Source organism: Flavobacterium praedii (genome assembly GCF_026810365.1).
Taxonomy (GTDB): Bacteria; Bacteroidota; Bacteroidia; order Flavobacteriales; family Flavobacteriaceae; genus Flavobacterium; species Flavobacterium praedii.
The window spans coordinates 1968481-1993342 of sequence record NZ_CP113948.1 but is presented as its reverse complement, the minus strand read 5'-3'; the positions used below and the strand labels follow the sequence as shown (position 1 = coordinate 1993342).

Annotated in this window: 20 protein-coding genes; 11 read left to right on the top strand and 9 right to left on the bottom strand. The window is 30.7% G+C overall.

Features of this window, described 5'->3' with window-relative positions:
- Positions 1 to 32: 32 nt before the first annotated feature.
- Positions 33 to 1940 (bottom strand): ATP-binding protein, encoded by a 1908-nt coding sequence (locus OYT91_RS08450; RefSeq protein ID WP_281240296.1) that lies wholly within the window; start codon positions 1938 to 1940, stop codon positions 33 to 35.
- A gap of 638 nt (positions 1941 to 2578) precedes the next feature.
- Here OYT91_RS08450 and OYT91_RS08445 point away from each other — a divergent pair.
- On the top strand, positions 2579 to 3016 hold the full coding sequence (locus OYT91_RS08445; protein WP_281240295.1) for a hypothetical protein: 438 nt from the start codon (positions 2579 to 2581) through the stop codon (positions 3014 to 3016).
- A gap of 69 nt (positions 3017 to 3085) precedes the next feature.
- Here OYT91_RS08445 and bamJ read toward each other — a convergent pair whose 3' ends face one another.
- The 7 genes from bamJ to OYT91_RS08410 form a co-directional block, all read right to left on the bottom strand.
- Complete coding sequence (bamJ, locus tag OYT91_RS08440; RefSeq protein ID WP_281240294.1) at positions 3086 to 4150, bottom strand: BamJ family beta-barrel-assembly machinery protein; 1065 nt, start codon at positions 4148 to 4150, stop codon at positions 3086 to 3088.
- 75 nt (positions 4151 to 4225) lie between these two features.
- The gene (locus OYT91_RS08435) at positions 4226 to 5350 is read right to left on the bottom strand and encodes a peptidylprolyl isomerase (RefSeq protein ID WP_281240293.1); all 1125 of its coding nucleotides are present in this window, start codon (positions 5348 to 5350) and stop codon (positions 4226 to 4228) included.
- Between the two features lie 29 nt (positions 5351 to 5379).
- Positions 5380 to 6021, bottom strand: coding sequence for a gliding motility-associated peptidyl-prolyl isomerase GldI (gene gldI, locus OYT91_RS08430; RefSeq protein WP_281240292.1), 642 nt, complete (start codon positions 6019 to 6021; stop codon positions 5380 to 5382).
- Between the two features lie 3 nt (positions 6022 to 6024).
- Positions 6025 to 7032 (bottom strand): DHH family phosphoesterase, encoded by a 1008-nt coding sequence (locus OYT91_RS08425; RefSeq protein ID WP_281240291.1) that lies wholly within the window; start codon positions 7030 to 7032, stop codon positions 6025 to 6027.
- Positions 7033 to 7100: 68 nt separating this feature from the next.
- The gene (locus OYT91_RS08420; protein WP_281240290.1) at positions 7101 to 8357 is read right to left on the bottom strand and encodes a chloride channel protein; all 1257 of its coding nucleotides are present in this window, start codon (positions 8355 to 8357) and stop codon (positions 7101 to 7103) included.
- Between the two features lie 58 nt (positions 8358 to 8415).
- Positions 8416 to 8802 carry a RidA family protein gene (locus tag OYT91_RS08415; protein WP_269222178.1) on the bottom strand — a complete coding sequence of 129 codons (387 nt, stop codon included), beginning with the start codon at positions 8800 to 8802 and terminating at the stop codon, positions 8416 to 8418.
- A gap of 188 nt (positions 8803 to 8990) precedes the next feature.
- A complete protein-coding gene (locus OYT91_RS08410; protein ID WP_281240289.1) occupies positions 8991 to 9566 on the bottom strand; it encodes a hypothetical protein in 576 nt (191 codons plus the stop codon).
- Between the two features lie 241 nt (positions 9567 to 9807).
- On the opposite strand from OYT91_RS08410, the gene OYT91_RS08405 reads away from it, so the two are divergent.
- The 8 genes from OYT91_RS08405 (at position 9808) to yidC (ending at position 21008) form a co-directional block, all read left to right on the top strand.
- Complete coding sequence (locus tag OYT91_RS08405; protein ID WP_281240288.1) at positions 9808 to 10506, top strand: hypothetical protein; 699 nt, start codon at positions 9808 to 9810, stop codon at positions 10504 to 10506.
- Between the two features lie 116 nt (positions 10507 to 10622).
- On the top strand, positions 10623 to 12152 hold the full coding sequence (guaA, locus tag OYT91_RS08400; protein WP_281240287.1) for a glutamine-hydrolyzing GMP synthase: 1530 nt from the start codon (positions 10623 to 10625) through the stop codon (positions 12150 to 12152).
- A 62-nt stretch (positions 12153 to 12214) separates the two neighbouring features.
- A complete protein-coding gene (locus OYT91_RS08395; protein ID WP_281240286.1) occupies positions 12215 to 14113 on the top strand; it encodes a lytic transglycosylase in 1899 nt (632 codons plus the stop codon).
- A gap of 225 nt (positions 14114 to 14338) precedes the next feature.
- Positions 14339 to 16297 carry a PBP1 and LysM peptidoglycan-binding domain-containing protein gene (locus OYT91_RS08390; protein WP_281240285.1) on the top strand — a complete coding sequence of 653 codons (1959 nt, stop codon included), beginning with the start codon at positions 14339 to 14341 and terminating at the stop codon, positions 16295 to 16297.
- Between the two features lie 64 nt (positions 16298 to 16361).
- Positions 16362 to 16763, top strand: coding sequence for an OsmC family protein (locus tag OYT91_RS08385; RefSeq protein WP_281240284.1), 402 nt, complete (start codon positions 16362 to 16364; stop codon positions 16761 to 16763).
- Between the two features lie 83 nt (positions 16764 to 16846).
- Complete coding sequence (locus tag OYT91_RS08380; protein WP_116795759.1) at positions 16847 to 17077, top strand: DUF3820 family protein; 231 nt, start codon at positions 16847 to 16849, stop codon at positions 17075 to 17077.
- A 304-nt stretch (positions 17078 to 17381) separates the two neighbouring features.
- A complete protein-coding gene (gene pyrG, locus OYT91_RS08375; protein ID WP_281240283.1) occupies positions 17382 to 19001 on the top strand; it encodes a CTP synthase in 1620 nt (539 codons plus the stop codon).
- A 114-nt stretch (positions 19002 to 19115) separates the two neighbouring features.
- Entirely contained in the window at positions 19116 to 21008 is a 1893-nt protein-coding gene (yidC, locus tag OYT91_RS08370) for a membrane protein insertase YidC (protein ID WP_281240282.1), read from the top strand.
- 91 nt (positions 21009 to 21099) lie between these two features.
- Here yidC and OYT91_RS08365 read toward each other — a convergent pair whose 3' ends face one another.
- Complete coding sequence (locus tag OYT91_RS08365) at positions 21100 to 22068, bottom strand: fasciclin domain-containing protein (protein WP_281240281.1); 969 nt, start codon at positions 22066 to 22068, stop codon at positions 21100 to 21102.
- Between the two features lie 706 nt (positions 22069 to 22774).
- Here OYT91_RS08365 and OYT91_RS08360 point away from each other — a divergent pair.
- Positions 22775 to 23491 (top strand): toxin-antitoxin system YwqK family antitoxin, encoded by a 717-nt coding sequence (locus OYT91_RS08360; RefSeq protein WP_281240280.1) that lies wholly within the window; start codon positions 22775 to 22777, stop codon positions 23489 to 23491.
- A gap of 177 nt (positions 23492 to 23668) precedes the next feature.
- Entirely contained in the window at positions 23669 to 24856 is a 1188-nt protein-coding gene (mnmA, locus tag OYT91_RS08355; RefSeq protein WP_281240279.1) for a tRNA 2-thiouridine(34) synthase MnmA, read from the top strand.
- Positions 24857 to 24862 lie beyond the last annotated feature (6 nt).

Sequence of the window (24862 nt, the reverse complement as noted above, 5' to 3'; positions counted from 1 at the left end):
TGAAGTGAAATGGAATCAATAACCTTGATTTATTACTTTTTTGGAAAGCTAATATAAAAAGTACTTCCTTTTCCTTCTATGCTTTCAGCCCAAATTTTCCCTTTATGTTTTTCAATATATTCTTTGCATAAAATCAATCCTAATCCTGTGCTTGGTTCTTCTTCTGTCCCTATTCGATTGTTTTGAATATCTAGTTTAAATAAATTATGTAATATTTTCGGATTCATACCAATTCCAGAATCTTTAATACAGATAATGGTGTCAGTAAAGTTTTCTTTTGTGTAAATATCAATACTCCCTTTTTTAGGCGTAAATTTTATAGCATTCATTACAATGTTGCGAATTAATGCTTGAAACATATTTTTATCTGCATAAATCATTTTAACTGATTTAATATCAGTATTTATGGTTATTTCTTTTTTAAAAGCATTGTCATACATTGTTAGTATACTTTCAGATAAAAGAGGAATTAATTCTAAATTTTTTGGATCAAATGGAATTAAATTCTGTTCCATACGAGACCATTCCAATAAATTTTCCAACAGGTTAAAAAGATTCTTGGCAGAACTTCTCATATTTATTGCGGCAAATTTTATTTCTTCTGAAGACATATTCTCAATTTCTTCAGCCATTAATTCGGTTAAACCCAGAAAACCATTAAAAGGACCTCTTAAATCATGTGCAATTATGGAGAAAAACCGGTCTTTTTGTGTATTAATATTCGAAATTATTTTATTTGCTTTCCTTTTAGATAAATACAGCCATAATAGCAATATCAAAAGTAACAGTACTGAAATTGTTATTGTAATAAGAAAATATACTTGTCTGGAATTTCTATTTATTTTTAGTTTCTGAATTTCAATTTGATTGTCTCTTAAATCAATTTCTCTTTGAAACTCTAGATTAGCTAGTCTTTTTTCACTTTCTTTTGAAAACAAAGAGTCTTTTATGGCAAAATATTTTTCATAATAATCTAATGCAATAACTGGATTACCATATTCTTTATTCACTTTAGCTAAATAAAAATAGGTATCTTGAATGTCTTTTAAAGATTTATATTTTTTAAAATTGACCAGTGTTTGATTAAAGTAGCCAATAGATTTTTCAATGTACTTTTTTTTGTCAACTTTATTCTGTTCTTCTAGCGACTTGAAGTAATAAACTCTACCAAGTTCGTAAGTATTATAGGTTGTATAAAAATTGTTTTTATCCGTGTATGTCAAAACAGATTGATTTATCATTTCCAATCCTTTATCATATTTTTTCAAATTCACATAACAAATACCAATGTTAGTCAGATTTAAGCTTATACCCTCAATATCATTCAATTTTTTATTCATAATTAGCGCTTTGTAAAAATAATTAAGCGCTTTATTATATTGTTTTTTCTGTAAATTAACATCACCAATATTATTTAATAATAAAGAAATGTTACGGTGAACTTTTGATTTGTAGCTTAGTTGAAGTGCTTTGTCATAAAAATAAAGGCCCTGATTGTAATTTTTGAGATCAACATATATCAGTCCAATGTTATTGTATAAACCGACAAGTCTTTTTGTGTCATTTAATTTTTCAAAAATAACTTGTGCTTTATAAAAGTTTTTTAATGCGCTAACAAAATCAGATTTGATTTCATAAGTAATGCCCATTTTCCCATAGGCATCTCCCATTTTTAATAGATTATTTTCTTTTTTTGCATAAATAAGTGCATCTTTTGCGTAATTTAATGATTCATCAGTATCAATATAATCAGGATAGGAAGAAATAGATAATAATAAATCTGTTTTTTTTGAAATACTATTTGTTTTTTTTAATTCTAATTTTAAAGAATCAATTGTCTTGGTGTTAGTATTTTGACTTTGGGCTTGAGTAATTATAAACAGGAGAGTGAAAAGGAATATTAAAGTATTTTTTTGAATCATTAATGATATTTTTTTCAAAAATACACTAATTTATGAAATAGCATGTTTAAAATTAATATAAAAAGTAGAACATTTTTGCTCCTCATTTTCAGATCATAGTATCTATTTTTTTATGGTTAAAATTTATTTTTTACAATTTAAATCCGAATCTTCTGTTGTGTTTGTTTTAAATTGCATTTTTGTAATTTTTAACTTCATCCTGGATTTTTTTTTATAAGATTATGTGTTTAATATCTTAATATAATATTGTTTATGTTAATATTGTTTATTTCTACTTTTTGAATTTCAATTATAAATTTAGAGATTTTAATTTTTTTTAATAGACTACTATTTTGAACTTTCCTTATGTTAATTTCTTAATTGTATATTCTTTGTAATTTAATAGTATTGTTGTTTTTTAAACCCAGTTTTCAAGTGAATGAGTATCTTTAACAAATGATGGCTACCTTTTTTGAAATCTGCGTTAAAGTAGAATTTTTATCTTTCTCTCTGGTTTAATTATTGAAGCTTCATAAACTTTAATCTTGTTTTTTAAGTAATTCGATTGCCTGTAATTGGATTTTGAAATTAATGGTAACGAGTAAGTTTAAGAATATATTTTATTTAAAAAAGAATACCTTTGCTGAAATAATAAAGTAATTAGAAAAAAGTATACAATGAAAATAAATCCTAAAAACGGTATTGATAAACTCATTTTTGGAATGAAACAAAATGATGTTATTGCCATTTATGGTAAACCTAATAGAAACTACAAAGACGAAGATGATAATGTGATTTTTGCTTACAATGCACTTAAAATTCGTTTGACATTCTATAAAGAGGAAGATTTGAAATTGGGATATCTTGTTGCGTCAAGCCCAGATTTGGAATTGTTTGGTAATAAAGTAATCAATAGAAAAATTACAGAAGTAAAAAAAGATTTGGCTCAAAAAGGCATAACTAAATTTACTCAAGAAGAGTTTGATACTTTTGAAAATTATTTCAATGAAGAAAATTGGATAATTCTACAAACAGAATTCGAAGAAGTTGTTAAATTCGAAATTGGAGCTATAATAAATGCCAAAGATGAATTTGACTGGAAGTTTAAAAAGTAGTCATTCCTTTTATTTCCTATAAAAAACCCTTTCAAAGTTTTAAACTCTGAAAGGGTTTGTTTTTTGTATTTATTGATTTATTTTAATCAATTCCACTTCAAAAAGCAAATCGCTTTTTGGAGGAATTGCACCAGGGTAGCCTCGTTCTCCATAAGCCAAAGTATAAGGTATATAAAATTTGTATTTAGAACCTTCTTTCATCAATTGAAGGCCTTCTGTCCAACCTTTAATTACTTGGTTTAAATTAAAATCAATTGGTTCTCCACGTTTAACACTGCTGTCAAAAATAGTTCCATTTGTAAAGGTTCCTGTGTAATGAACTTTTACATTGCTTGTTAATGTTGGGATTGCGCCAGTACCTTCTTTTAAAACAATATATTTTAAACCACTTGTAGTTGTTTGTCCGTTTACAAATTCTTTTAGTGCAATTTCATTTGTAGCTAATCTTTCTTTATCTTCTTTCTCTGATTTGGCTTTTTCTTCAATCGCTTTATTAGCGTAATAATCAGTAAATACTTTTGCAGCATTAAATTTTTTAGCGGCTTCGCCTTTTCTTACAATAGTGATTTTTGCGATAACATCATCTTGGGCAATACTGTTTACGACTGACATTCCTTGAGTTACTTGTCCGTAAATTGTGTGCTTTCCATTCAACCAAGGAGTGTCTTTATGAGTAATGAAAAATTGACTTCCATTGGTGGCAGGACCAGAATTGGCCATGGCAAGAATTCCTGCTTTATCAAATTTAGATTCGTTAAATTCATCTTTAAAAGCATAACCTGGTCCGCCAGAACCATTGCCGTCTGGGTCTCCACCTTGTATCATAAAGTCTTTTATAACTCTATGGAATTTTAAACCATCAAAAAAAGGTTTTCCTTTTAATCTTTCAACTGTTACAAATGGATTTTTACCCTCTGCTAAACTTATGAAATTGGCAACTGTGATAGGTGCTTTTGTATAAAATAATTGAATAGTAATGTTGCCTTTATTGGTAGCGATTGTTGCAAAAATCCCTTCTGTAACTGGGGCTTTTACGTTTGTGCTCGGTTTTTTTGCAGTTACGGTTTTCTTCGCATTTTGTGCATGTAAATTAAATAGCCCTAAAAAGAATAATAATACGATTTTAGATTTCATTTTTTTTAAAAATTAATGGATTTATTTTTGATATTAAATATGCATTAAGATAATTAGTATATTAGCCTTGTTGAATTAATTAGGCATTTTGTCTAATAATTCAATCTCAAAAATGATATTTGAATTTGGAGGAATTACATCTCCAGCTCCAGCTTCACCATACGCAAGATGGGATGGGATAAATAGTACTGCTTTGTCTCCTATTGCCAATTTTTCTATTCCCTCAATAAAACCGGGTATCAATCCATCTTTTTTTCCTGCCTGAAAAGGAATTGGGGTATATTGGTTTGCAGCTGCTCGTGCTGGGTCAAATTTTCCAAAAGTTTTGGAAACATCTTCAAGACTGGAATCAAATAATGTTCCATTTTCTAAGAATCCAGCATAATGAATATAAATATTTGAACCTTTAGCTGGCTTTTTGCCGCCTGATTTTTTGGTGATCACATATTGAAGGCCAGTTGAAGTTTTAATAGATTTTCCTTTTATAGAATTATAATAAGCTACTTTTTCTTGACAAACTGCTTTATATTTAGCTTCATATTCTTTTTTTGCCAATGCTTCAGCTTCTACTTTTTGCCTTTGGCTTTCCGATTCTAATTTGAAATAGTCAGAAAAAACTTTTTTAGCATTAAACTTTTTGGCTTCTTCTCCATTTCTAATAATGGTTACACTTTTTATAAAATCATCTTGTTCTATTTTATTTACTACTTCAAGATTATAATCTACTACATGGCCAAAAATAGTATGTTTGCCATCAAGCCACGGTGTCTCTAAATGTGTTATAAAGAACTGACTACTATTAGTTCCAGGACCATTATTCGCCATAGCCAAAATACCACCTTTGTCAAATCTTAAATCAGTAATCTCATCTTTGAATTTGTAACCAGTATCTCCTGATCCTGTACCTAAAGGGTCTCCTCCTTGAATCATAAAATCTTTGATAACTCTGTGAAATTTCAATCCATTGTAAAAAGGTTTGTCTTTTAAAGTATCATTTACAATAAAATTATTTTCACCTTCAGCTAATGTTATGAAGTTAGCTACAGTTACAGGTGCTTTTTTATAATCTAATACTAATAAAATACTTCCTTTATTTGTTTCTATTTCGGCATATAACCCGTCAGGTAAATTGCTGTGTTCTTTGTTGCAAGAGAAGAATGATGTAATTAGTAGTAGTGCAAATAAAATATTTTTTTTCATGTTTAATTACTATTAGTTTTTTATTCTTATTAGTTAGTTATGGTGTCTTTTTTTATAGCTTTGACTTTAATAGGAGTATTGATTTTTGCGACAGTATTGGTTTGGATTTGCTCTGTATACTCAGATTCGGGCATGAAATCATTTAGCGTTACAGTGCAAATTAAGGGTTGGTTCGTGCCAATTTTGTTGTTGTCGCCATGATAGCCATACCCCATATGTGAGGTAAAAAGGAAGTTTACTTTTTCTGTTTTTCGCATCAATTTTATACCATCTCTTAATCCCATCATGATTTCTTGCTTGTCTACTTTGTAAATTTGCGGTTCTAATTCTTCTTGAGAGTAAATGATATTACCTTGTAAATCTTTTATTTCATAATCAAAAAAAGCAATATCACCTTTTTTTGGAGTAAGACTATTCGTTAAATTTCTAGATTCATAGTAATACCAATACCCTTTTTTGGATGCTATATATTGTATTTTTGGGTTGCTTTTTATGATGGCTTGAATTTGATCTTCTTCTCCAGCAATCATTTTTTTATTTCTGGCAATTGATTGCTTCATAAAGCTTCCCGATGATTGCGATATAGGTCTTCTGGCTTCTTGTTGTTGTTTACAACTCGAAAATAATAAAGTTGTAAAAATTAGAATTACTAAGATTTTAAAAATTTTCATGGGCTATTCTATTTTTAAATTGTTTACTAAACTTTCAAATTTAGTTAAAGTTTCTTCCATAGAAACTTCAGATTTTCCTCCAGCTGCATTACTGTGTCCTCCTCCTTGAAAATGGTCTCTGGCAAACTGGTTGACATCAAAATTGCCTTGCGAACGAAAGGATATTTTGATAATTCCTTCTTCCTTATTTTCGATAAAAATTGCTGCAAATACAATTCCTTTTATACTTAATCCATAATTGACAATGCCTTCAGTATCTCCTTTTATATAATCAAATGAATTTAATTCATCTTGGGTTAATGTGGTGTATGCCGTTTTGTGATCCATCATCACTTTCATGTTCTGCAATGCTCTACCAAGTAATTGTAGGCGATTGTATGAGCTGTTGTCAAATAATAATGTTGGAATTACGGTATTTTCTACGCCAAGATCTATTAACTCTGCAATAATTCTGTGGGTTGTTCCTGTTGTTTTTGGAAAACGAAATGAGCCAGAATCTGTTAATATTCCTGTGTAAATACAGGTTGCAATAGTTTTGTCTAAATCTTGTTTTTTATCCAAAAAAGAAATAAAATTATAAACCATCTCACAAGTAGAACCAAATGCAACATCAGAATACGTGTATGTTGCATAATCATCTGGTTTCTGGTGGTGATCAATCATGATAAATGGTGCAGTGAGTTTTTCTAAAACCTGTTCCATTTCGCCTACTCGATGAAGTGTGTTAAAATCCAAAGTAAAAATAAGTTCAGCTTCTTGTAGAATTTTTGTGCAATTTTCTTTGTCTTTTTCGTAAATCTTAACCGTTTCAGAACCTGGCATCCAGGCTAGAAAATCTGGAAAATCATTAGGAGAAACTACTGTAGGGTAATGATTATTTTTTAGTAAAAAATGATATAATGCTAATGTAGAACCCATGGCGTCTCCGTCTGGACCTCGATGCGGAATTATGGCAATTTTTTTTGGAGTTGATAATAACAACTGTATCGCTTGTATGTCTAGTGTATTCATAGTTTGCGAAATTACATTTTTTAAACTAAAAGTTGAAATCATTTATGAAATTAACGAATATTATAGATTTATAAATATTTCAATCCTTTTTTTCGAATGCTTTGATATAAAATGGATTTGGGACCTTTTACAATTTGCGATTTGTAAATACCGATTGAACCTGAGAAAAAATAGGCGATGATACAAGCAAATCCGATGTAAAATCCACTATGCAATCCAAAGAGTTCTATTCCCATTACGGTACAAGCGATTGGAGTGTGGGTAGCTCCAGAAAACACTGCCACAAATCCTAATCCTGCCAAAAAAGCAATTGGTAAAGGTATGATTACTGACAATGCACTACCTAATGTTGCTCCTACAAAGAATAATGGGGTTACTTCACCACCTTTGAATCCAGCTCCAAGTGTAAAACCAGTAAATAAAATTTTTAAGAGAAAATCGTAAGGAGCATTATGTATAGAAAAGGCTTCAACAATCATGGGAACCCCCAATCCAATATATTTTGTAGTTCCTAAGAAATAGACCGCCAAAACTATTATTATTCCGCCAATGAAAGGTCTTAATGGAGGATATTTTATTGTTTTAGAAAACAATTTTCCCCAAAAATGAGTAGTTCTGGAAAAAAGCAAAGCGGCAAATCCAAATAATATACTCGCATTTAGTATCCAAAACAAAGAAGTAAAATTGAATTCGGGTTGTAAAGGAATAGAATAATGGGTGTGTTTTATATTCCAAAATTCAACTGTAAAATAAGCAACATAAGCAACTGTAAAAGATAGGATAATACTTTTGAAATTGATTTTACTGAAAAACACAACTTCTAAGGCAAATAACGCTCCTGCTAATGGCGTTCCGAAAACAGATGCAAAACCAGCACTTATCCCAAGTATAATTAGGATTCGTCTTTCGGGATCTTTCAATTTGAAAAGGGGAGTACATAAATCGGCAATTGCTCCTCCCATTTGAACTGCAGTTCCTTCTCTACCAGCAGATCCTCCAAAAAGATGCGTGATTAATGTACCCAATAGAACAACTGGAGCCATCAAAAAGGGAATTTTTTTTTCGGGTTTATTGTATTCTTCTAATAATAGATTGTTCCCTTTAGTAATTCTTGCATCCAAATAATAATACAAGTAACCGATTAGTAAACCTCCAAATGGTAAAAACCAAATAATCCAACTATTGTGATTTCTAACTTGGGTAACATATTCTAATGCAACCAAGAAAAAAGCAGAAGCCGATCCAGAAAAAATGCCTATCAAACCACAAATAGATAACCATTTGAGTAGGATAAGCATTGTTTTTTTTATTTTTTGAAAATCCATGAACTATAATACCTTTTTAAAAACTAATATTTATGCTAAAGTATTACAATTGTCAGAATTATTCAGAAGCAATGGCTGTAAATTCAATTTCAACTAAATACTCGGGTGCTACTAATTGATTTATACCATAAAATCCAGTCGTAGGTTTGATATCTTTAAAAAAGGTAGCATGTGCTTTTGCAACCTCTTCAAAAGTAGTTACATCGGTAGTGAAAATTCGTGTGCGAATTACATCTTTCATTCCTACATTAAGATCTTGAAGAACTTTTTCTACTCTTTCTAAAATGTTGAAAGTTTGAGCATAAGCATCATCAGCTTTTACTTTTTCTCCATCAATTATAGCTACAGTTCCTGAGACTTCGATAATGTTCCCAATTCGAACTGCACGACAATATCCCATTTTGTCTTCCCACGGAGAACCTGTTAATATGTTTTCTCTTTTCATTAATTTAATTTTTTAGTTTTAAAAAAAAAGGTCAGATTTGATTCCTTTTATTCTTTTGGTTTTGTTATTAGAGACCGCAATTTATAAAATTTAGATTTAAAAAAAAGACCTCTTTTTTAATAGAGGCCTTCCTGAGGTTGTATTGTGTTTTTTATAACAAAATAATAGATTTCTTTTAATTTCTGAGGCTAATTCATTTCCCGAAGTTCACCGTAATATTTTTTTAATTCTTCTGAATGATTTTTATAGAAACCGATTTCAAGATCAACAAATGTCTTATCAAACGAAGTATTATTTTTTAACATTTGAATACAGGTTTTTTCCTTTTCTTCAATTAATTTCTGTGTTTTCTTAGGCGTTTTGGCATTCGATAATATTCCATAATTATAATTCACTTCAAAAATAGATTCTTTGGCTAAATAATTATTTTCTTCAGCCCCTATTCCAGTAAACACAATAGATTCTCGGAAATTATTGGTATTCATCGTAAGTTGAAGATTATATCCTTTTTTTAGGTAAATTTTAAAATATTCAACTCCATCAAAAAGCAAATAAATACCATCTTGTATGTTTAATGTTGCTTTGAATAAACCATCTGTATCAATGTCAATAATTTGTACGGTATTATAATTGGCGTCTTTGATATAGAGATAATCCCAATTTCTGTTTTCTATTTTCGCTTGAAAATTAATTTCATTTTTTGTTTGTCCAAAGGAACTGCAGAAGAAGAGCAATGTATAAATGCTAAATGTAAAAGTTCTCATTTTTGTTTTTTAATTTTTTTTCAAATCTATATTTTAAAATGAATAGTTTCTCAAATAGATTGTAATTAAAAGGGTAATAAATTGTTAAGAGTTTTGTTTAATTGTTAATATTCTTATTTTGTATATTTAGAATCTCTTAACAAATCAAGAAACATAAATTATGTTAGTTTTGTGATAATATAAAAGCGGTTTTTTTATTTTTGAAAATGTTTTAAAAATAAAAACCTACTTTTTTAATACTATGAAGCAATTTTATTTTTTTATTTTCCTAATTGTTTTTGCCTCTTCGGCGAATGCTCAAAGTGAGTTTAATACGAAGTTTAAGGCTATACCTCCTGCAAAAGTAAATCCAAAAACAGAAAAAAAGCTAGTTCCTCCAGCCACAACTGATTTTCCGGTTATAATACCGCCTAATGTATATAAAAATCCAAACCCAACCAATCCTATTACGGATTATAAATTAGATATAAAAAGTGAAATTTCTATGATTCCCAAAAATGAGTTTGTCAATCCTGGAGATGAAGTAAGGGACAGACTAAGTAAGGGATTAGATGGGCAGTTAATTAAGGAAGGTCTAAAAGAAGATTCTAGATATTTGGTAAAGATTGATGTTAATTTCGGTGATATACGGACAAAATCAGAGTATTTTTTGATAAAATGCAGAGATTACGGTGAGATTGATGGAGATTTTATCAAGTCTACTCTTAATGAAAACGTAATAAGGGGTAGCTTGGAATTGGAAAGCTATTTCAAAGAATTTCGTATTTATTTTAAAGATGGAATAAATATTTTTGAACTAGAAGCATTGAATAAAGGTACTTTAGGAGGTAATACAGGCGAATTTTATATATATGATGCTGAAGGAAAATTGATTAGACATGATTATTGGGATAATTGGGATGCAGGAGTTAAAGGGAGGTTTGTTATAATAAAAGAGTAAGTAAATTTGCATTTAAAATCATTACTTTATTTATTCAAAAAGGTGTTGAATAGAATTAATCTAAAATTTTTCAAAATACAATTTTTGAAATCAAAATATATAAAGTATTTTTGCGCATGCAACACAACGTACTTATTTTAGATTTCGGATCGCAATATACACAGCTTATTGCGCGTAGAGTTCGCGAATTAAATATATTCTGCGAAATTTTCCCATACAATCATTTTCCGAGTGATTTGTCAAGTTATAAAGCCGTAATTCTTGGAGGAAGCCCTTTTTCTGTTAGAGGAGAAGATGCTCCACATCCAGATTTATCACAAATTAGAGGTAAACTTCCTGTTTTAGCAGTTTGTTACGGAGCGCAATACTTATCTCATTTTAGTGGTGGTGAAGTAGCAGCTTCGAATACTAGAGAATATGGTAGGGCTAATTTGTCTTATATCAAAGAAGGTGAGGTTTTCTTTGAAGGAGTTTCAGAAAACAGCCAAGTTTGGATGAGCCATAGTGATAGTATCAAAGCATTACCAACTAATGGGGTAAAGCTTGCTAGTACTCATGATGTAGAATTTGCTGCTTATAAAATTGAAGGAGAAACTACTTATGCAATTCAATACCATCCTGAAGTTTTTCACTCTACCGATGGATCAAAAATGCTAGAGAATTTCTTGGTAAAAATTGCCGAAGTTCCTCAAAATTTCACTCCAAATGCTTTCGTTGAAGAGATAGTAGCCGAAATGAAAGAAAAAATTGGAAATGACAAAGTTGTTTTAGGACTTTCGGGTGGTGTAGATTCTACAGTAGCTGCTGTTTTATTACACAAAGCAATTGGTAAAAATCTATATTGTATTTTTGTTAATAACGGATTGCTTAGAAAAAATGAATTCCAAAGCGTTTTAGATCAATACGAAGGAATGGGATTGAATGTCAAAGGAGTAGATGCTTCTCAACGTTTTTATGATGCCTTAGCTGGTGTTACTGATCCAGAATTAAAAAGAAAAGCAATTGGTAACGCATTTATCGAAGTTTTTGATGATGAATCACATAAGATTGAAGATGTTACTTGGTTAGCTCAAGGAACTATTTATCCAGATGTGATAGAATCTGTTTCGGTAAAAGGACCATCAGCAACAATCAAATCACATCATAATGTGGGTGGTTTGCCAGATTATATGAAACTTAAAATTGTTGAACCTTTGCGTATGCTCTTTAAAGATGAAGTACGTAGAGTAGGAGCAACATTAGGTATTGATCCAGAGTTATTAGGAAGACATCCTTTCCCAGGGCCTGGATTGTCTATTCGTATTTTGGGAGATATAACTTTAGAGAAAGTTCAAATTTTGCAAGATGTTGATAAAGTCTTTATTGACGGATTAAAATCTTGGGGTTTATACGATAAAGTATGGCAAGCAGGAGCTATTTTGTTGCCTGTAAACAGTGTAGGGGTTATGGGGGATGAGCGTACTTACGAAAAAGTAGTTGCGCTACGTGCTGTAGAATCTACTGACGGAATGACCGCTGACTGGGTACACCTTCCTTATGAGTTCTTAATGAAAGTTTCTAATGATATTATCAATAAAGTAAAAGGTGTCAATAGAGTTGTCTATGACATAAGTTCTAAACCACCAGCAACAATTGAGTGGGAATAATATTAGTTTTTTAACATTAAGTCGTTACATTTGTAGCGACTTAATTTTTTAAAATTATATTTATGAAAGGATTTTTAAGAGTTTTATTATTTATTAGTTTTGTCTCTAATGTGTCTTTTGCACAGCAATCTTTAGCAAATCACACTGTTTTAAAAGGAGAAACGATTACCCAAATCGCCCAAAATTACAAAACTACACCTTCTGAAATTTATAGACTAAATCCAGAAGCTCAAAACGGAATCATAGAAAACCAAATTCTAACGATTCCAGAATTACTTCCTCAAACTAAAAATACCATCACACATATCGTCGCTCCAAAAGAAACTCTTTTTGGTTTAGCAACCCAATACAATCTAAAAGTTGAAGATATTCAAAATGCTAATGCTGCTGTACTTATTGATGGACTAAAAGTAGGGCAGGAATTAGTTATTCCTCAGAATCTAAAAACAGAAAATACAACTTCTAAAAACACCCATTTAGTTCAGCCTAAAGAATCATTATTTAGTATTGCTAGACTTTATAATGTGTCTGTTGAAGATTTAGATAAAGAAAATTCGGTTCTAATTAAAGATGGATTACAGGTTGGGCAGGAAATTAAAATCCCTAATAAAAAGAAAACCTTAGACGGTAGAGTGAGAGTCATCAATTCGGAAACAGTTTTCTATGTGGTAAAAGCAAAAGAGACTAAATATTCAATTGCCAAACAATTTGGAATTACAGTCGAACAATTAGAATCTCAAAATCCTGAGATTGTCAGCGGTTTGACAGAAGGAAACAAATTGGCAATTAATGTAAGAGAAGTAAAACCAACCAACGAAAACGAAGAGTTAATGCTTGCTTTAGCAGAAAAACAAGTCGTTGTCGAAAAATCGAAAGCCAATACAAAAGAGATCAATACTTTAAAAGAAAAATTAGTATTGCAAGAAGAAATTAATCAAAAGGTGATTAATGTAAACGGACTCTTGATAAATCTAAAAGAGATTGAAAATACGAAAGAAGGTTCTGCTGAAAAACTAAAATTGGTTTTGGAAGCCAATAAAAACATTCAAGAAATTCTTTTGGTCAAATTAGATTCTTTAGTCAGTACCATGAATAAAGATTTAATTGATTTGAAAAAAACAGAGTTAGTCGACCTAGATGAATCGGTACGTTTACAAAAAATATCAAATGAGAATATTCAAAAAACAAATATGCTTTCTTACCAACTCAAAAAACAATTAGCGGATAACAGAAAAGTGTATACTGGTTTAATGGACAAAGCAGAGCGCATTGTTGTTGAAGAAAATCAAGAGTACAAAAAAAGTATTCGTGAAAATAGTAAATCGAAACCAACTGATGCAAAAGAAGTAAAATTGTCTACAAAAGAATTGACTAACATGGAAGTAGAACAACGTGTTCGTGATTTAAAGAATATTCGATTAATTTCAAAGTTGGACTCCTTAAACAATGAAAGCAAAGCAGAATTGAGATTGCATATCAGTAAAGCTACTTTTTATAGTAAACAAGCTCGTATGTTTGACGATAATTTAGCGAAAGTGAAAAATCAAAGCTATCAGAATAAAGCATATGAGTCTCAAACTTTTGCCAAAGGAGGTGTTGTTTCAAAATCCCTTACTTTGGATCAAATGAAAAAAGAACTAGCTAAGCAACCTGCTAAAGTAAAAGCTATTAAAATAATAACCTTAGACAATTTAAAAGATGTTAAAGAAGGTTTTTATCTAATTGTGGGAGTTTTTCAAGAAGCAAGTGAAAGAGATGAATTTTTTAGAAAATTAACAGATTCAGGCTCATTGGATGCTAACTTTTTTTACGATATAAATGTACTTTCCTATAAAGTATATTCCAAAATGTTGCCAACCAAGGTAGAAGCACAATATGAATGTATTAAAAATCAAGGAAAGCCTCTTTTTGAGAAAATGTATATAGCACATGTAATTCCTGAAGTGTTAGATAAGGAATAAATTAATCCTTTCGTTTTATTAGAATCAAAGCAATTATAATTAAAGCATATAAGTAAATTAGAAATGTTCAAGAGAAGTAATTTGTGCTTTTCTAAAATACACTAAGATTACTTATATGTTTTTTTATTGCTTCTGGATGTTAAAATTACAGAAGAATAAATTAACAAGTCTATCAAGGGATATTTATAATAAACACAGTATTTTTACTGAAATTAAAAAACACAAATGAATACTTCTAATATGAATTATTTTTCAATAATCTTTTGTACAATCTTGTTTTCTGTCTCGTCAATTTTCGGTCAAGAAAAAATTGAAAAATATGTTGTTATTAAAGGGGAAACAGTAAATCAAATTGCACAAAAATTTAATGTTACTCCTTATGATATTTACAAACTCAATCCAGATGCTCAAAAGGGTTTGAAACCTAATAGTATTTTGTTAATTCCTAAAAAAGGTAGTAAGAGTATGATTGCATCTTCAAATGCAACAAAACCGAATCCGAAAACGCATGAAGTGCTTGCTAAAGAAACTTTATTTGGAATAGAAAAAAAATACAATGTTAGTGAAGATGCTTTAAAAAAAATAAATCCAGATCTAGAAAAAAATGGTTTGCAGGTAGGTCAAATTTTGAATATTCCTTCCAATAATAATGTAAAAACGGCTGTAGCTGCTAAGAATGTAGTGGTTTATCATACTGTTTTGTCAAAAGAAACAAAGTATTCTATAGCCAAACAATATGATATGACTGTTGAAGAGTTGGAGAAAAAAAATCCAGAAATAGCAGTAAATTTACCGGTTGGTTTTCAGTTGCTAATTAAAGGTAATGGTGCAAAACCAGTTGCCAAAATTGCTTCTAGTGAAACAAAAGTGTCGGTTAAAAAGCCAATGGAAGCTTTAGAACCCAAAGAAATAAGTTATGTCGAATATGTTGTAAAGGCAAAAGAAACTTTTTATAGTTTGTCTAAATTTTTTGGATTAACACAACAACAATTAATTGAGCTAAATCCTATTCTATCTAGTGGAGTTCAAGAAGGAATGGTGTTGAAAGTGCCTTCAAAACCAAATCAGATTACATTAAATTCAGTAAAACAAAAAGTGGATTTAAGTAAAATAAACAATAATAGTAAAAAAACTTTAGTGTTATTATTGCCATTTAATATTGGTAGAAGCAGTAGTGATACTATTAGTTCAATGGTAAATCGATTGAACAGTGATAAGTTTCTAAATATGACTTTGGATTTTTATTCGGGTGCCATGATGGCTATTGACTCTGCTAAACAAATAGGCGTTAATTTGGATGTTAAAATATTTGATTCCAATGAAATAAAAAGCACATCAAATGTGGTGTCAATTTATAACAACAATAATCTTGCCGATGTTGATGCTGTAGTAGGGCCTTTTTATCAAAGTAATGTCGAAAAGGCAGCTAGTTTGTTTACGCCCAATAATGTGCCTGTAATTTCTCCATTATCAAAAGATATCGGTAATCCGATGCCAAATTTGTATCAATCTATAGTTCAATCAGCGGTTCTAAAAACGGCAATGTTTGAATATATGAAATCAAAAGAAGGGAATATGATTGCTGTGATTGATAAGAAAAAAGAAACGATCAGAAAGTATATTCTTGAAAATCAAAAGGAAGTTAAAATAGCGCCTTTGACGGCATCAGGTGGTTTGGATGTTGAAAGTTTTAAACGATTAATGGTCAAAGGAAAGATGAATTATGTAATTCTAGAAACAGCAAATACAGGTATGATAAAATACACTATGAATGCAATGCTGAGTGTTAGAAATACTTTTCAAGTACAATTGGTCATTTTAGAACCCAATGAAACGTTGGATACTGATGAAATAAGTTTTGAAAATTTAACTAAATTAAATTTAATGTATCCTTCTGCTACTCGAGATAATAATTCACCAGAAGCACAGATTTTTATGCAGAGTTATAGAAAGAAAAATAAAGTAAATCCAAGCACATTTGCCATACGTGGTTTTGATATCACTTTTGATACGATGATGCGTTTGGCACAATACAAGACCTATCAAGAAACTGCTGAAACTATGATAACCGAACAGATAGAAAACAAGTTTGAGTATTATAAAAAAGAAGAGGGTGGATATGCTAATAAAGGAGTTTACATTCTGTATTATGACACTGATTTGACCGTCAAAGAAGCGAAGTGAAAATAGTATTCAGTTAGCAAATTATTGAGATTCAAAAAAAAATCATAACTCACAATTCAATAGAATGACTTCAAAAGTAACTTATTTAGGGGATTTAAGAACTTCCTCTATACACATACAATCGGGTAGTGAAATTTTGTCAGATGCTCCCGTAGACAATAACGGAAAAGGAGAAGCTTTTTCTCCAACGGATTCTGTTGCCAACGCTTTAGCAACCTGTATGATGACAATTATAGGAATAAAAGCAAGAGAAATGAATATTGATTTTAAAGGTTCAACAGCAGCGGTTACCAAAAGTATGAATGCTGAACCAAGACGAATTGGAGCTATCGAAATTGTTTTTGAAATGGTTGGAGTTTCCGATCCAAAAGACAAAACAATTCTAGAAAGAGCCGCAATGACTTGTCCAGTTTTCTTGAGTTTGAATACAGATATCGAAAAACGAATTACTTTTAATTGGAATTAAATAAAATTAAGAATATAGAAAACAGAGTATAGAATAAAGATTTCTTCATTACGTCTATTCTCTATTTTCTTTTCTCTTAAAAAATGGATCAAAACCAAAAACAACTTATAAAACTAGCGCATACCAAAATGCCCTTTGGGAAATACGAAGGCTGGTTTCTTATCGATATTCCCGAATATTATATTGTTTGGTACAGTAACAAAGGTTTTCCAAAAGGAGAGCTGGGAGATCAACTGAAATTGATTTATGAACTAAAACTCAACGGACTTGAAGAATTGATCCGAAACATAAAAAAGAAATATCCAAAACCGTAGTGTAGATAATTAAGAATTTCAGTTATCTTAGATTTTTATAATTTTGGTTTCTTTCTTAGAAAATTGTATAATAGTTTACAAATTTTGAATTGTTTCAAATCTATTTTTAAGATTTTATCAATAATTATCTAATATTTTATAAAGCCCAAAAAAATAAAATGTTTAAAATTCTAATTATTATAAAAAAATAAGGAGTCCAATATTCTAAGAAGTCTTAAAATCTAGTGCGCTAAGAAGTTTAGTATTCCAATTAAATTTGTACTTTTGCCACGTTTTTTATACAACTACAACAAACAACAACAGAATGAATCAAACGAAATATATTTTTGTTACAGGCGGTGTGACTTCTTCTTTAGGAAAAGGAATTATTGCAGCATCTTTGGCAAAATTGTTACAAGCGAGAGGGTACAGAACGACTATTCAAAAATTTGATCCTTATTTAAATGTGGATCCAGGCACATTGAATCCTTATGAGCACGGGGAATGTTATGTAACTGATGATGGAGCAGAAACAGATTTGGATTTAGGACATTATGAACGTTTTTTGAATGTTCCTACTTCTCAAGCTAATAACGTTACGACTGGAAGAATTTATCTTTCTGTTATTGAAAAAGAACGTAGAGGAGAATTTCTAGGAAAAACGGTTCAAGTTGTTCCTCATATCACCAACGAGATTAAAGAAAGAATGCAATTGCTTGGTAATTCGGGTGATTACGATATTATTATTACTGAAATTGGTGGTACAGTTGGGGATATTGAATCTTTACCTTATATAGAGTCGGTTCGTCAGTTAGTTTGGGATCTAGGGGAGCATAATGCAATTGTTATTCACTTAACATTGGTTCCTTATTTGGCTGCTGCTGGTGAATTAAAAACAAAACCAACACAACACTCTGTAAAAACTTTGATGGAAAGCGGTATAAAAGCGGATATCTTGGTTTGTAGAACAGAACACGAAATTTCAGATGAAATTCGCAATAAATTAGCCTTGTTTTGTAATGTAAAAAGAGAGGCAGTTATTCAATCTATAGATGCAGCAACTATTTATGAAGTTCCTAATTTAATGTTGGAAGAAGGATTGGATGTTGTGGCTTTGAAAAAATTAGACTTGCCTAAAAAAGCAGCTCCAGATTTAAAAAACTGGAATACTTTCTTGCGCAGATTGAAATTTCCAAAACATACCGTAAATATCGGTTTGATTGGCAAATATGTTGAAATGCAAGATTGTTACAAATCAATTCTAGAAGCTTTTATTCATGCCGGTGCTGCTAATGAAACCAAAGTAAATGTGATTTCGATACATTCAGAATTTATAGATCCTGAGAATATTAAAGAAAAATTATCTGGATTGGATGCCATTCTTGTTGCTCCAGGTTTTGGAGAAAGAGGAATTGAAGGTAAAATCGAAGCAATTCGTTATGCCCGTGAAAATAAAGTTCCGTTTTTCGGAATTTGTTTGGGAATGCAAATGGCTATTATCGAATATTCCAGAAATATACTCGGTTATGCGGATGCCAATTCTACCGAAATGAATGAAAAAACTACTCATCCTGTAGTGAATTTGATGGAAGATCAAAAAACAGTAACTGATAAAGGTGGAACAATGCGTCTTGGTGCTTGGAAATGTGATATTACCCCTGATTCATTAGCATTTAAGATTTACGGAAAGACACAAATTTCAGAGCGTCACCGTCACCGTTACGAATACAATAGCGAATATGTAGATCAATTACAAAAAGCAGGATTGATTTCTTCGGGTGTAAATCCTGATACTGGTTTGGTTGAGATTGTAGAATTAGCGGACCATCCTTTCTTTATCGGCGTGCAATACCATCCAGAATATAAAAGTACGGTTGCTAATCCACATCCAATTTTTGTGAGTTTTGTAGCTGCGGCTGTTAAAGGAAAAAAAAATAAAAATTAGATTTATTAATATTGAATGTAGTCAAGATGTAACAATATAGTTGTTGTAATGACTAATGGATTCAATTTCTAATTCATCAATATTTAGAAAGAAGAAAAATAATTATAAATAAAAATGGAAGAAAAAAAATTAGACCTTAACTCGGTTATAGGTATTGTATTGATTATAGGTATTTTTCTTTGGATGATGTACCAAAACAAACCTTCCGAGGCAACTCTTGCCGCAGAAAAGGCTAAAAAGGAATTGGTTGCAAAAGAAGCGTTGGCAAAAGCTTCTGCGGTAAAGCCAGTTGTATTGCCTACTGCAATCGTAGCGGGTGATTCTACTCAATTGGTTCAGTTGCAAAAAACATTAGGTGGTTTTGCTTATTCTGCTACTTTACCATCTGCAAAAAATAATATTACAACAATCGAAAATGATTATGTAATATTAAAAATTGCCAATAAAGGAGGTTATATTGTAGAAGCGACATTGAAGAATTTTGAGAAATTCAAAAAAAATTCTGGTCAATTGGTTTCTTTGATAAAAGATAATAATGCCGATTTGAATATTCAATTGCAAACTAGTGATAATAGAGTTTTGAATACAAAAGACTTGTATTTTGAGCCTACATTAACTAAAGTGGGAGCTGATCAGGTTCTTTCGATGAAATTGAAAGCCGGAGCCAATGAATATTTAGAATATAAATACAGTTTGAAACCAAACGATTATATGATTGGTTTTGATGTTCGTTCTCAAGGATTGAATAAAGTTTTAAACACTGCAAAACCATTGGATTTGGTTTGGGATATGAAAGCATATAGAAATGAGAAAAGCGTTTCTTATGAAAATAGATTTGCAGAATTACGTTTTAAGTATAATGAAGGAAAGTATGATTATGTTGGGGCCGGGAAAAACAAAGAAGAAACTCCTGAAAAAGTCGATTATATAGCTTTCAAGCAGCACTTCTTTTCTACTATTTTGTTGACTAATAAAGCGTTTGATAAAGCAAGTTTAAAATCAAATAATTTGGTTTTGGACGAAACTAAAGACACAGTTTTCACCAAACAATTCAATGCTACGGTACCATTGGCTTTTCAAAATGGTGAGTTGGATTATAAAATGAATTGGTATTTTGGGCCTACTGATTATGATACTTTAAAAGCGTATGATAAAGATATTGAGCATATAGTACCACTAGGTTGGGGTATCTTTGGATGGATTAATAGATTTATTTTTATTCCACTATTTGGTTTTTTAAGTAGTTATATTTCCTATGGTATAGCGATTATTATTTTTACAATAATAATCAAAATAGCAATGTCTCCAGTTACTTATAAATCATTTTTGTCTCAGGCCAAAATGAAAGTATTGAGACCAGAGATTACAGAATTGGGAGAGAAGTTTAAAAAAGACCCAATGAAGAAGCAACAAGAAACTATGAAATTATACAATAAAGCGGGAGTGAATCCTATGGCGGGATGTATACCAGCCTTGATTCAGATACCATTTATGTATGCGTCATTTCAGTTTTTTCCATCTGCTTTTGAGTTGAGACAAAAAGGTTTCCTTTGGGCGGATGATTTGTCTTCCTTTGACTCTATTTATAAATTACCATTTCATATTCCAATGTATGGGGATCATATCGGTTTATTTCCTTTAATGGCAGCTGTTGCGATATTCTTTTATATGAAAATGACTTCTGGTGACCAACAAATGGCAGCTCCACAGCAAGAAGGAATGCCAGATATGGCAAAGATGATGAAGTATATGATTTATATTTCGCCTCTTATGATGTTAATCTTCTTTAATGGATATGGTGCAGGATTGAGTTTGTATAACTTTATGTCGAATTTAATTACAATAGGAATTATGTTTGTAATCAAAAATCACATTGTTGATCCTGATAAAATTCATGCCCAAATTCAAGAAAATAAATTGAAAGAGCCTAAAAAACCGGGTAAATTCCAACAAAAATTGCAAGAAGCAATGGAACAGGCAGAAGCTCAAAAAGCAAAGAAGAAATAAAAAATAAATCGAATATAAATAGAAAAGCTCCTAGTAAAATAGGAGCTTTTTCGTTTTTAACAAATTAAATTAACAACCAATTAATATTTTTTTAGAATGTAGGTAATAAAACTTTATCTAGTACATGAATGATTCCATTGGAACATTGGACATCTGTTGCAATGATATTACAATTTCTGCCACTTACATCTAACAAACGTGTTGGAGTAAATTTGACGGTAACATTTTGTCCAGAAAAAGTAGTTACAATTTGATCATTTGTCAATTGACTTGATTGTACATTGGCACCGGCAACTACGTGATATTTTAATGTTTTTTCCAATACATTTGCTGGAATAGCAGCTAATCCAGAATATTCAGTTTCTGTCAAGAATGCTGCAAAGGCGTCATTTGTTGGTGCGAAAACGGTAAAAGGAGAACTTGCTGTTCCAGATAATATTCCTGCAAAGCCCGATGCAGGGTTGTAAGTTAATGCAGCAACTAATGTGGTGAAGTTTGGGTTTGCTACAGCGTGATCCACAATCGTAGGAAGTCCGATTACTGCATCTACAATATGAATAACTCCATTTGAAGCCATAACATCTGCAGTTACTACTTTTGAGATGCCATTCAGTTTTACTCCAGATGTGGTGTTAACATACATGCTTAAAGTATTGGTACTAGATGCGCTTCCTTTGGCAAGGGTTTTTATATATCCTGTGCTTAAATCTGTTGATTTTACTTTTCCACTTACTACATGGTTTAATAGTATTTGAGTCAATGCTGCTGCTGGTACGTCTTTTATTGAAGTGTAAGGTGTGGTTTTTAAAAATGCGGTAAAAGCGGCATTTGTGGGTGCAAAAACGGTGTATGGACCAACTCCTTGTAGTGTTTTTGCTAAATCTACTTTTGTTAAAGCTTCAACCAAAAGTGAGAAATCTTTATTTCCTGCAGCAATTCCTGTTATGGTTGTATCTGCAACTGGTGTTACAGGTTTGTCGTCGTCATTGTCGCATGATATTCCGAATGCGATAATACATACAATAAGGGCTAACTTTCTGATTTTTAATAGATTTTTCATTTTGTTGTTTGTTTTTTGTTTGTTAATTGTTTTTAAATACTAGAACAAAACTATTGAATTAAATTTTAATATTGTTTATTTAAAAGCGATAAATGATGAACAAAAATAAAAGTTTATGATTTTTTTTAATTTTGTTTAAATAGAATAAAAAGACACATAACTAATTGATTATAAGTAAAAAAGGTAATATTTGAGTTTTTTTATTCTTTTTAATAGTAAGTATATTAAACAGTATTTAAAAATTGTGTTTATAGTTTTAGATTAAAAAGTTAACGCTATGATTAGGGTTAGTTTTCACTAGTTTGCTTTATATTTATATTTATATGATTTACAAATAGATTTTTTTATTAGTATGAAAGGATTATGTTTTAGAATCTAGATTGTAATAGAATGACTTTTTTTAAGTGTTAAATAAAAAACGTAAGGTCTTTAAAAAATAGGATATTGTTGATGAAAAATTTCATCTAGGGTTTTTCTTTTCCTGATATTTTTTTTAGAATTTATTTATTGCGATAACTTCTCATGAAAAAAATACTTTAATTGTTGTAATTTTTATTTTTTTCACAAATTACTGTATCAAAGTTTATGTTTTTTTATTGAATTCGAAATAAAATTATTTGTGTACTTTTATATGATAATATATCATAGTAAAATTTAGTTTTCTATTATGTGTATTGTGTTTTTTATTAAAATAAATTAGAATAGTATGTATTTTATTTTTAGAGTTTTACTTGTCTCTTTATGCTTTCAAACTGTCTTTTCTCAAGTAGAATCAAATCCACTTGACGATAGGGGTAATAAACATGGAGTTTGGAAAGGGTTCTATCAAGAATCTGGAAGACCTAGATACGAAGGAACTTTTGAACATGGCCGAGAAATTGGTGTTTTTAACTTTTTTGATGATACTAAAGCGAAATCAGTAATTGCAACCCGTACGTTTAATGCGAAGGAAAATTCATGTTATACAATCTTTTACGATCAAAATAAAAATGTTGTAAGCGAAGGTAAGGAGGTGAATAAATGGAGAGAAGGTCCATGGAAATATTATCATAAGTCCTCAAAATCTATTATGACTTTAGAGAATTATAAAAAAGGAAAACTTGAGGGAATCCGAACGGTATATTACCCAAGTGGTAAAATTGTAGATGAGACTATTTATAAAAATGGATTAAAAGAAGGCGTTTATAAGAAATATTCTGAAAAAGGCATCGTTTTAGAAAGTAGTTTTTTTAAAAACGGAGAATATGAAGGTGAAGCAATTTACAAAGATCCAAATGATCTTGTTATTGCTAAAGGAATTTTCAAAAATGGTAAAAAAGTTGGTATGTGGCAGTTTTTTGTCAATGGAAAATTAACGAGTCAAGAGAATATGGATAAACCTAAAAAACCACAATTCAAAAAAGATAAAGTTAAAATGGATTGAGAAAAAGAACAAGTAGATTGGACTATTTTATATGTGCTAATGGTATTATCTCGATTTCATGTTGTATTAGTTCATGTTATTGTAGTATTGTTTTCATCAATCTCAATTAGCCTGAACTAGGTTTATTATTTGTACTTTTGCAAAAGAATAAAATGTAAACATTCAATTTTTTTGATAATGAAACGTGTAGTTGTAGGTCTTTCTGGTGGTGTAGATTCAAGTGTTGCTGCTTATTTGTTGCAACAACAAGGGTATGAGGTAATTGGTCTTTTTATGAAAAATTGGCACGATGATTCGGTTACCATTTCGAATGAATGTCCTTGGTTGGAAGATAGTAATGATGCTTTGTTAGTAGCTGAGAAATTAGGGATTCCTTTTCAAACCGTTGATTTAAGTGAGCAATATCAAGAAAAAATTGTTGATTATATGTTCAGCGAATACGAGAAAGGAAGAACTCCAAATCCCGATGTACTTTGTAATCGCGAGATAAAATTTGATGTTTTTATGAAAATTGCATTAAGTCTTGGTGCCGATTTTGTGGCTACAGGTCATTATTGTCGAAAAGGAGAAATTGAAGTTGAAGGTAATATAGTCTACCAACTTCTTGCTGGTGTTGATGATAATAAAGATCAATCGTATTTTTTATGTCAATTGTCGCAAGAGCAATTATCAAAATCTTTATTTCCTATTGGAGAATTGACCAAACCAGAAGTTCGAGAAATTGCTGCTCAAATGGAATTGGTTACTGCCGAAAAGAAAGATTCTCAAGGCCTTTGTTTTATTGGAAAAGTTCGTTTACCCGAGTTTTTGCAGCAAAAATTACAGCCAAAAGAAGGTTTGATTATTCAAATTGATAAAAATGATCCTGTTTATGCGTATGAAATGCAAGATGAATTAACGGTTGAAGAACAGTTGCTTTTTGCGTCCAGAAGACTGCCTTATACTCCAAAGATGGGGAAAATAATGGCAAAACATCAAGGGGCTCATTATTTTACGGTAGGACAAAGGAAAGGATTGAATGTAGGAGGAACCACAGATCCGTTGTTTGTAATTGCTACTGATGTCGAGACTAATACCATTTATACTGGTTTGTCGAGTTCACATCCGGGATTGTTTAAAAGGGCTTTGTTTATAGAGAAATCTGAAGTGCATTGGATTCGCGAAGATTTGGTTTTGGCCAATGGAGAAACGATGAATGTAATGGCTCGCATTAGATACAGACAACCATTGCAAAAAGCTATTTTATATCAATTTGAAAGCGGAATGTATATTTCTTTCGAAGAACCACAATCTGCAATTACGGAAGGTCAATTTGCAGCTTGGTATTTAAATGATGAATTAATAGGTTCTGGAGTTATCTCTTAAATTATA